The organism is Otariodibacter sp. (assembly GCF_029256985.1).
Classification (GTDB): domain Bacteria; phylum Pseudomonadota; class Gammaproteobacteria; order Enterobacterales; family Pasteurellaceae; genus Otariodibacter.
In genome coordinates, this window is record NZ_JARIDQ010000010.1 from 1 (window position 1) to 7,096 (window position 7,096).

Here is a 7,096-nt window from a genome sequence, read left to right on the forward strand (position 1 = left end):
ATCTACAATGGGCTGGCGAGGCATTTAGATTAAGCTACATGGGCGTACAGGATGATACGCAAATTCATACTCACATGTGTTATTCTGAATTTAACGATATTCTTCCAGCAATTGCAGCATTAGATGCAGATGTGATCACCATTGAAACATCTCGCTCTGATATGGAACTATTAACGGCATTTTCAGACTTTAAATATCCAAATGATATTGGGCCGGGAGTATATGATATCCACAGTCCAAGGGTACCGACACATCAAGAAATTGAACATTTATTGCGTAAAGCCTTAAAAGTAGTACCAAAAGAACGTTTATGGGTAAACCCTGATTGTGGCTTAAAAACACGTGGTTGGACAGAAACACTTGCACAATTAAGCACAATGATTGAAGTAACCAAAAAATTGAGAGCTGAATTGGCGTAATGTAATTTTCTGAAACTATTTATACAAACCAGTACATTTTAATGTACTGGTTTTTGCAATCTGCAATAAACCAATAAATGTAAACATTTATTTTAATCGATTGGGAAAGTAGTTAATTCTCTTATGCCAATATCTTTTAGATAATTATAAATTCCATCGTAATAAATCGGACTTGCTGAAATATCATCGACGCTTCCTTTTGGAATAAATATTATTAATCCTTGTCTAGCTCTCGTTAATAGCACTCTATACGCATTTTTCAAATATAATATATTTTCCTCTGATTTAATTCTTTGCCACTTCGTTCCTTTAAAACTGAAATAATAAAAACTCCCATTGGTAAATCTTAAATCAGCATCCCAACACACTATAGACCAATCTAACTCTAATCCTTGAATATCAAATTCAGTCGCTGTTTCTTCGAGATAAAATGAAGAACGTACATCATCTTTACCATTTAAAAACCAATTAGATGGGCTAATTTTATTTTGCACCCAAATACCATACTTTCTTAATCGCTTAGCTCCGGAACTAGCTGTAATACCATAACGCTCTGATCCTTTTGCTATACTTTTTACCCATGATTTAGCAATATTTATGTCTCTTGTTATATAAATAGGATAAGATTCTTTAAAATTATTATATAATTTTTGAGCGATGTTTTTATTACAATCCAATAATGCTTTAACAAAACTAGAAATATTTTCACTTCTAAATGAACGTAAGGAAACGGATAAATGTAAATGTTTATTTATGTTATAATTTAATCCTTCAGTCAAGAATTCAAAAGAATGGCCTTTAATATATTCATAATCGATTATTCTATCTGATACATAAACAGTCCAATTAGGATATTTTTCTTTTAACGCCTCAAACCACCCAATAATCCCCTCAGACTCTCCTTTATTAATCTCTTGTCCCCCACCTATTAGACATACAATTGTAGCCCAATCTTTATGACGATCTAACACATTTATTAAAAACTCAGGTTCAGACATATCAAAATTAAGAATTCCTTTTTTTCTTTCCATAAAATTTTGTAAATTAGACTTATCCCAAGCTCGCTGAGCTTCATCATAAATTATTACTTGTTCTAATGGTGCTCTGTCAGTAGAGATTGTATCATCCCTAAAATGATGGATTATTTGAATAAATTCCTTTGATTTCCTGAGAGCCTCATTTTTACTGATACCGTATTTTTCAACATCATCTCGTGCTAAAGCTTCTTGTAAAACTTCAACAAGTGGTCCATTTCCTGAGAGAAAAACAGCATGCTCGTTCTTATCTATATTTTGTCTTTCAATAGCTATATTAAGCCCCGCTAATGTTTTTCCAGCACCAGGGACTCCTGTTATAAAGCAAATTGATTTTTCCTTATATTTTTTGCTTGACTCTACAATTTGACTGATGGCTTTGGTCGTGTTACTAAGATTTACCGCACTAGCATCACTTCTAGATATATTTTCTACACTATGTCCTTTATATAAAGCTTGTGCCGCTTCTATAATAGTAGGGGTTGGCATATATAATGAGTTAACCCAATCCTCTGCAATGAATGAAGGTTCATTATAACGATGGCAGATAGTTTCTATATATTTTTCGATTCCTGTCTCATTACAGCAATACGTTTTCAGAATATTGTTTTTTAACACTTCAATAGGTTGTTGGTACTCATACGCATTTGTAGATATAAGAATTGGAACTATTGGCTTATCGTGACTCTCTTTATGAAAATAGCTAAGATCTAATGCATAATCAGTCACTTGCTCAATTGCACTTTTAGGATAATCTTTTTCACCGACCTTAAACTCCAAAAGAAATATAATTCCTTTGTAAAGTAGGACATTATCAATTCTCTTTCCCATTCTAGGTATCGTATATTCAAATAACAAATAGCCTTCACGAAAAGCTTGAATTTCACGCTTAAGAATCTCTATTTGTTTTTCCCAGGCGTTTTTTTGCAAATCATCCGATGAAAATGAATCACTTCTTACGATTTCACCAAATATCGTACTATTGTCTTTTTCTATAAAATCAGTTACGTAACCTGAATAATATGCGCGTTTTAATTTCATTGATTTGCTGCTGTAAATTTTTTAGTTTTTAACCTTCAATCTGTGATAGAAAAACTAATGTTTCATAATGTGCTGTATGCGGAAACATATCAAATAGCTGTATTCTTTCAAGTTGATATTGTGTTAAAGATTCAAGATCTTTTGCCATAGTTTTAGCGTTACAACTGGAATAGATTAGATAATCTGATCCTAATTGATTGAGATATTCCGCTAAGGGTTTACCAATACCTCTACGTGGTGGATTGACTATCACAAGATCAGGTTTAGCGCCTTGTGTATTGAGAGCAAATTGTGCGGAATCTAATGAGGAAAACTGGACATTTTGTAATCCTAATTTTTCTGCGGATTTTGTCGCACTGGCAATAGCTGAAGGGGAAATTTCGATCCCGGTTAGCGTTATATTAGGATTTTTCTGCTGTAATACTGAGGCACAATGTAAACCAAAGCCCCCCACCCCACAAAATAGATCCCAAAGATTATCTATTTTTAGATCTGATATCCAAGATTGAGCAGTTGCATAAAGTTGGCTGGCGACTTTAGGATTAGTTTGAAAAAAGCCTTGTGGACGAATGAAAAGCGGTATGCCATTAAAATATTCTTCAATTACATTTTGTTCTGTCAGGAAAATCTCTTTTTCGCCCTCCAAAACCGCTGAATGTTGCGGTTGAATATTGAGTGTTACTACTGAATTTTGAGGAAGTTGAGCATAAAAAGTAGAAAATTCTCGCTCAACAAGCGGTCGTTTCGCTTCACTTTTTAGCACAAAACGAATCATTAAGGATTGATTATATGCACTTTGGGTAATGAGAATATATTTTAGCTCACCTCGTTTTTTCGCTACGTTGTAAGGTACCAGCCCTGCTCTACCGATAAATTGTTTCAAAATCGGAAATAATGGGGTAAAGCTTTCAGGATAAAGAGAACAATCCGTTAGATCGACCGCACTGTTTGGATCATTAGGATCAGATAAAATACCCAGTATCGGACGTTCTACACTGCCCGATACCACCATTTTTGCTTTATTTCTAAATTGAGCCAACTCTGACTTAATTGCAGGTAAAATTTCTGTTTTTGGCAAAATAAATGGCGAAACTAACCGCTTGAGTTCAGTATATTTTTCTTCAATTTGAACGTCATAATCTTTCTCAATCCATTGGCAAGAACGACATTTATGTTGTTCAAAGTGCGAGCATTGTAAACGATTAAGCATGGTTCGCTTTCCACTCTAACCAATCATTTTGTAACACTTCTAATTGCTGATGAGCTTTTTTCCATCGGTCTGTAACAACAAGATCTTGCCAACGTATGTGCTTACGTTTCATCAATTTTTGATGAATAATTTTCTGCTCTGCCGTTGGCTGATATTTTAAGTGATCTAATACTTGAACAACGCCATCTGGTTCGTTACACAATAAGAGTAAATCACAACCCGCAGCTAATGCTTTTTGGCTTCGTTCAACATAATCCCCCATAAAACCAGCGCCTTTCATCCCTAAATCATCGGAAAAAATCACACCTTTAAATTGTAATTGTTTTCTTAATATTTCTTTTAACCAATAGCTTGATCCACTAGCAGGTTGCGTATCACATTGAGTGTAAATGACATGAGCAGGCATAATTGCATCTAATTTATTTTTCGCAATAAGTTGTTTAAAAGGCTGAATATCTTGCGAAAAAATTGCGTCTTTACTTCGTTCATCAATCGGCGTTTCTAAGTGTGAATCAGCAATGACATGCCCATGCCCCGGAAAATGTTTACCCGTTGTTGCCATGCCCATTTCTTGCATACCATCAATAAATGATTCAGCTATTGGCAATATCTGCTCAACATTTTCCCCAAAAGAACGATCGCCAATCGCCTTAGATTGATGTCCTAAATCAAGAACAGGAGCAAAGCTTAAATCAATATCAAGGGCAAACATTTCAGCAGCCATTAACCATCCTGCTTCGTGGGCATATCGCTGCTGTATTGTTGGATCTTGAATAAGTTGTTGGAAAGATTGCATCGCTGGTAATTGAGTAAATCCCTCACGAAAACGTTGTACTCGACCTCCCTCTTGATCGATTGTGATCAATAATGGCTTTTTAACCCGTTGTCTAATTGACTTCACTAATGCTTGAATTTGTTCTCTATCGTGGAAATTACGAGTGAATAAAATCAATCCAGATACAAAAGGATGTTCTAGTAATTCTTGTTCTTCTATCGTCAATTCTTTTCCAACTAAATCCATCAATAACATTACAATTCTCCAAATAAAAATGCTCTCATATTTCGGCAATACGAGAGCATTTTACAATGATTTAAATGATTTTGCTTATTTCTATTGTTTGCTATGCTTTGCTTGGTTTTTTCTCATTCTAATATTTAATAATTCGACAATAACAGAAAATACCATAGCAATATAAATTGCTGATTTTGGAATATGGAACATAAATCCTTCTGCCATCAATGTAATACCAATCATCACTAAGAAGGCTAAAGCTAGATTTTTAATCGTTGGATTTCTATCGACAAAATCACCAATAGGCTTGGCAGCTAGCATCATCATTCCAACCGCAATTATAATTGCTAAAATCATTACTGGTAAATCGTTAGCAATACCGACTGCGGTAATCACAGAATCTAATGAAAAAACAATATCTAATAAAGCAATTTCAATTAACGTCACCACATACCCAGCTTTTTGTTTTACTAATCCATTTTCACTATGTTCTACTGCACTGACTGATTCTTTTAATTCCTTACTACTTTTTACAATTAAGAAGAATCCCCCTAAGATAAGGATTAAATCCCTCCCTGAAACAGGCATATTTGCTATGGTAAATAATGGTTCAACCAGTCTCATGATCCAAGCAAGTGAAAGTAATAATAGGATTCTAGTTATCATTGCTAAACCTAGCCCAAGGATACGGGCAGATTGGCGTTGCTTTTCTGGTAAACGAGAAACAAGAATACTAATTAAAATAATATTATCGATACCTAACACAATTTCTAGTGTAGTTAGGGTTAAAAGTGCAATCCAAGCCTCAGGATTTGTTATCCACTCAAGCATATATATATCCTTTACATAAAAAATAAAAAGTTTTTGTGCCTAAGTCATATAAACTAGGCATTAACTCAAACGATACATAATATAGAGAGACTGTAAAAAATTAAAGACGAGAAACCAAAAAATTTTGTAAAATTTTTGCAGTAAATTGTTTGCGTAAATAAAAGCCTAGGGGTAATGACTGAATTCTTTCACCTTGAAGATTCACCGCATTAGTTAATGCTTTACTATTTTTACCTTTAGGGCGTAATTGTAATACTTCACCTAATGTGGCATTAATCTCATTTAATCGACCAAAAACAATTAATTCCATTAACTCTTCCCAATCTTGCTGAAGTTGTCGTTCTTCTACTAAAGAGGGTGTCCACAACACAGGCATACCAATTTTACGCAATGCGAGCGGAATTTCTCTTTTACCCTCAACAGGCACCCATAATACTTTAGATAATTTATGTCGAACGTGAGATGTCTGCCAAGTCACTCCATGATTTTGCGTCAAAGGTGCTAGACTGACAAAAGTGGTTTCTAAAGGCATTCCTTTCTCATTGATGGGAATAGTTTTTAGCTCAATACCCAAATGGGCAAAATCTGGTTCAGCTTTACTTCCTGCCTTTGCTCCTAAGGCAACTTCAATCAACATCCCCACCCAACCTTTATCACGGCGTAAATCAGGCGGTACAGGAACATTTAAGTATTCTGCAATCTCACCAAGTGTAAAGCCCGCTAACCATTGGGCTTTCTCTAATAATTCTTGTTCAGTCTTTGAAAAAGTCGCTAATTGCATAATACCTAAAAATGAATATAAAGTTTTATGCCGATATTGTAGCTAACTACTCACTTTCTGCCAAATCGAGCATTTCTGCTGCATTAGCTAAAACGGCATCGGTAATTTTACTTCCGCCAAGCAATCGAGCTAAAGCCGTAATTCTATCTTTACGTTCAAGCAAACTCATTTTTGTTTCTGTTTGTTCATTTTCGACATATTTTTGGACATTAAAATGATGATGCCCGTGACTTGCAACCTGCGGTAAATGTGTAACACATAATACTTGGCATTTATTACCTAGCTGACGTAATAATCTGCCCACTACCGTTGCAGTTGGTCCACTGATTCCTACATCAACCTCATCAAAAATAATCGTTGGAGTCGATAATTTATTGGCCGTTAATACTTGCACAGCAAGGGAGATTCGAGATAACTCCCCACCCGATGCAATCTTAGCTAGAGGTTGTGATTGTTGCCCTAAATTACTGCGTAAATTAAATTCGACCGTATCGGCTCCATTTGCTGATAACTTCGCTAAATTATGTTGCACATCAATGAAAAACTCACCATTTTCCATTGCTAATTGCTTAATTTGCTCTGTGACTTGGGCTGATAATTTTTGACTCGCTTCTACCCTTTTTTGATAAATTTGTTCAGCCAATTCTACACAATCTTGATAAGCCTGTTTTTCATCTTCGATAAGCTGTTCTTCATTTTCCTCAAAAGATAATAAACTCTCTAATTCTTGTTGAAGGGTCTGATGATGTTGCCATAGGCTGTTTGCTG

The 7,096-nt window shown here is 35.0% G+C and carries 6 protein-coding genes and 1 pseudogene; 1 reads left to right on the forward strand and 6 read right to left on the reverse strand.

Features of this window, described 5'->3' with window-relative positions; genetic code table 11:
* Nucleotides 1–419 (forward strand): annotated as a pseudogene (locus Q1J40_RS01195) (5-methyltetrahydropteroyltriglutamate--homocysteine S-methyltransferase); the annotation flags it as partial.
* A 92-nt stretch (nucleotides 420–511) separates the two neighbouring features.
* Here the strand turns inward: Q1J40_RS01195 and Q1J40_RS01200 are convergent.
* The 6 genes from Q1J40_RS01200 to Q1J40_RS01225 all read right to left on the reverse strand — a co-directional run.
* On the reverse strand, nucleotides 512–2,494 hold the full coding sequence (locus Q1J40_RS01200) for a DUF2075 domain-containing protein (RefSeq protein ID WP_301098217.1): 1,983 nt from the start codon (nucleotides 2,492–2,494) through the stop codon (nucleotides 512–514).
* 28 nt (nucleotides 2,495–2,522) lie between these two features.
* Complete coding sequence (rlmC, locus tag Q1J40_RS01205) at nucleotides 2,523–3,704, reverse strand: 23S rRNA (uracil(747)-C(5))-methyltransferase RlmC (RefSeq protein ID WP_301098218.1); 1,182 nt, start codon at nucleotides 3,702–3,704, stop codon at nucleotides 2,523–2,525.
* Nucleotides 3,697–4,734 carry a beta-N-acetylhexosaminidase gene (gene nagZ / locus Q1J40_RS01210; RefSeq protein ID WP_301098219.1) on the reverse strand — a complete coding sequence of 346 codons (1,038 nt, stop codon included), beginning with the start codon at nucleotides 4,732–4,734 and terminating at the stop codon, nucleotides 3,697–3,699. The genes rlmC and nagZ overlap by 8 nt, the downstream gene beginning before the upstream one ends.
* 81 nt (nucleotides 4,735–4,815) lie before the next feature.
* Nucleotides 4,816–5,547 (reverse strand): TerC family protein, encoded by a 732-nt coding sequence (locus Q1J40_RS01215; RefSeq protein WP_301098220.1) that lies wholly within the window; start codon nucleotides 5,545–5,547, stop codon nucleotides 4,816–4,818.
* Nucleotides 5,548–5,647: 100 nt separating this feature from the next.
* A complete protein-coding gene (mutH, locus tag Q1J40_RS01220; RefSeq protein ID WP_301098221.1) occupies nucleotides 5,648–6,328 on the reverse strand; it encodes a DNA mismatch repair endonuclease MutH in 681 nt (226 codons plus the stop codon).
* A gap of 46 nt (nucleotides 6,329–6,374) precedes the next feature.
* On the reverse strand, nucleotides 6,375–7,096 hold a 722-nt coding region (locus tag Q1J40_RS01225; RefSeq protein WP_502306652.1), incomplete at its 5' end, for a DNA repair protein RecN.